The following is a 3,595-nucleotide window of genomic DNA, read 5'->3' on the forward strand; positions in this document are numbered from 1 at the left end:
GCGATCAGGAATTCGAGATCCTCGTCGCGTTCGAGGTTGACGACGGCGCGCACGACGGTGCGTTCGCCGTCGCCGAAGGCCTCGTGATAGAAGGTGATCTGGTGCACCGGCGGTGTCTGGCCGTCGGAGGCGAACTGGGCAAAGACCAGGCCGCCGACGGCTTCGGCGATCTTCGACAGGTCGATGCGGTCGCCGACCTCAAAGTCGCGGATCTCGTCGCGGCCGCTGCCGTCATTGGCAAGCGATGCCACCGAGCGGAAGACGAAGACATCGGCGCCGTCGCCACCGGCGAGGAAGTTGACGGCAGTGTCGGCCACCAGCACATCGTCGCCCTTGCCGCCGACAGCGCCTTCGATCGCGGTCAACAGGTCCGAACCGATCTCGGCACCCTCCGCCGTGCCGCGGTCGAGGTCGATCACCACCGCCTGGGTCGCCGCCGACGCGTCGTAGGTGTCGACCGCCTCATTGCCGTCGATCAGGTCGTTGCCGTCACTGCCGCTCGCATCCGGTGGGATCACCACGAGGAAGGTATCGTTGCCGGTATTGCCTTCCAGCGTGTCGTTGCCGGCACCCCCGACGAGAATGTCGTCGCCGCCGCGGCCGCGCAGCACATCGTTGCCGGAGCCACCCGACAGGATGTTGTTGCCGGCCCCACCCGACAGCCGGTCGCCCCCCTGGCCACCGGCGATGATTTCGAAGCCATCGATCACGTCCGTGCCGATCTCGTTGCCCTCGGCGATCCCGGTCTCAATGTCCGCAAGGACTTCCTGGACCAGAGCCGAGAGATCGAGTGTGTCGATACCATCACCACCCGAATAGCTATCGGTGCCATCATTCGTCGCGGTGCCGTTGCCGGTCTCGATCATGGCGACGACGATCACCGTATCGTCGCCCGCACCGCCGGCGACGATGTCGTTGCCCTGGCCGCCGGCCAGCGTGTCGTTGCCGTCGCGGCCGTCGATGACATCGTTGCCGTCATTGCCGACGAGGGTGTTGCAGGCGGCATCGCCGGCAAGCTGGTCGTCACCAGAGCCGGTAATGACGGCCTCGATGCTGTCGACGGTATCCGACCCGATCTCTTCGCCGGTGGCGGTGCCCTGTTCGAGGTCGGCGACGATGGTCTCGGTGCTGGCGCTGGCATCGAGCGTGTCGTTGCCTGCGCCGCCATCATAGGTATCGTCGCCGTCGTTTGCTTCCCCGGGCACGCAGGCCGGTGCCTCGACGAGCATGGTGTCATTGCCGCTACCGCCGGCGACGGTGTCGTCGCCCTGGCCGCCTGAGAGCCTGTCGTTGCCGCTACGGCCGTCGATGACATCGTTGCCGTCATTGCCGACGAGGGTGTTGCAGGTGGCATCGCCCGCAAGCTGGTCATCACCGGTGCCGCCGATCACCGTCTCGATGCTGTCGAGCGTATCCGATCCGATCTCTTCGCCGGTGGCGGTGCCCTGTTCGAGGTCGGCGACGATGGTCTTGGTGCTGGCGCTGGCATCGAGCGTGTCGTTGCCTGCGCCGCCGCTATAGCTATCGTTGCCGTCGCTCGTTTCCCCGGGCACGCAGGCCGGTGCTTCGACGAGGATGGTGTCATTGCCGCTACCGCCGGCCAGCGTGTCGTTGCCCTGGCCGCCGGAGAGCGTGTCGTTGCCGCTACGGCCGTCGATGACATCGTTGCCGTCATTGCCGACGAGGGTGTTGCAGGCGGCATCGCCGGCAAGCTGGTCGTCACCGGTGCCGCCGATCACCGCCTCGATGCTGTCGAGCCTGTCGCTACCGATCTCTTCGCCGGTGGCGGTGCCCTGTTCGAGGTCGACGACGATGGTCTCGGTGCTGGCGCTGGCATCGAGCGTGTCGAAGCCGGTGCCGCCGCTATAGCTATCGTCGCCGTCGTCTTCGCTGTTGGCAGGCGATGGCTGCGCCTGGCGGGTCTCGTCGCTGGTCGCGCCGGTGACGATGACGTCGTTGCCGGCACTGGCCAGAACCGTGTCGTCGCCGCTGCCGCCGGCAAGGGTATCGTCCTCGGTGCCGCCATCGACGAGATCGTCGCCGGCATCGCCCTCGATACTATCCTTGCCGTCCTCGCCGAACAGCCGGTCGTCGCCGCTGCCGCCCGAGAGCGTGTCGTCGCCGGCCTCGCCGATGAGGATGTCGTCGCCGGCCTCGCCATGGAGCCGATCGTCGCCGTCGCCGCCAAACAGGATGTCGTCGCCGTTGCCGCCGAACAGCCGGTCATCGCCGTCATCGCCATGCAGGGTGTCGTCGCCGTCGCCGCCCAAGAGCGTGTCGTTGCCGCTGCCGCCGAGGATCAGGTCGTCGTCTTCGCGGCCATAGACGCTATCGTCGCCGCCAAGGGCGGCGATGATGTCGGGACGCGGCGTGCCGATCAGCACGTCCGGTCCTTCGGTGCCCTTGATCTCATGGGCCGGCCAGTCGAGCAGCGCCAAGAGCGCGCCATTGGCAACGCTGCCGCTGCCGTCGGAGACGGTGTAGCTGAACGTAACCTCGCCGATCTCGCCGCGCGCCGGCGTATAGAGCCACATGCCGTCGGCATAGGCGCGCACCGAACCGGAAGAGACGGTGAGGTTGGCGATCGTCAGCCGGTCGCCGTCGGCATCGAGGGTGTTGGCCAGGAGATCATCGAGCAGGATGATCGCCGACAGGTTCATGAAGCCGTTGGCAAGGATGTTGCGGCCGGCCACCACCGGCAGCCGGTTCGAGCGGGTGCCGCCGTCATCGTCGTCGTCATCATCGTCGCCGCCATTGTTGCCGCCGCCATTGTTCCCGCCGTTGTTCCCGCCGCCGTTATTCCCGCCGTTATTGCCGCCGTTGTTGTTGCCGCCGTTGCCATTGCCGTCGTCATCATCGTCATCATCGTCATCGTCATTGCGGCCGCCGGTCGACGGCAGGTTGCCGAAGGACGACAGCCGGGGAAAATCGAAGTCCGGCAGGCCGTTGTCATTGGCCGAACGCTTGGACTGCTGCAACGGCCGGTCGTCGACAAAGCCGGTATCGGGACGGCCTTCGTCGAAGGACAGCCGCACCGAGGCGCGCAGCCGCCCCATAACCGTTGGAACGGTGCCGGTCGTCAGCGCGAAGTCGGCCATCAGCTCGCGGAAATAGTCGGCGACATTCTCGATGACATCGAGCGCGCCGGCCAGATCCGGCCCGGTCTGCGGCTCGTCCACCGGCGCCATCGCCCCACCATCGCCAAGCCCCGGCCGATGCGCCGGCGCATTGCCGTCGGCCTCGTCGCGGCTGGCAAACACCGAGCCGAGGCCACCGAGAAACAGCGCCGACAGCAGCAGCCGGCCGCGCTTGCGCTCCGGCCTGTCGGCGATCTCGTAACGGTTCATCGGCGCGACCGCCTGCTGGCTGTCGGGTCGCTCCAGGATGAGCTTCTCGTCCATGACATCCTCCTCGGCCGGTGCTGGCTCCGATCGCGGAGCTCGTCTTGCACCCTGGCCTCGTGTCGCTCGCTCGCGTCTGCTCAGCTCCGCCGCCAAAGGGCGGCTTCAATCGCCGCTATGCTCGGCCTGGCGTGCCGGCTACTCCGCCGGCACCCGTTGCGGCTGGCCCATTCCTTGTCCCATGCCGGCATCCG

At 67.3% G+C, this 3,595-nt stretch carries 1 protein-coding gene; it reads right to left on the reverse strand.

The genetic code is table 11. The features are described from left to right. The coding region (locus AC244_RS34675) for a calcium-binding protein (RefSeq protein WP_082367352.1) at positions 1–3,401 on the reverse strand (3,401 nt) is incomplete at its 3' end. Positions 3,402–3,595 lie beyond the last annotated feature (194 nt).

Origin of the sequence: Ensifer adhaerens (assembly GCF_001270265.1) — a bacterium.
Classification (GTDB): domain Bacteria; phylum Pseudomonadota; class Alphaproteobacteria; order Rhizobiales; family Rhizobiaceae; genus Ensifer; species Ensifer adhaerens_B.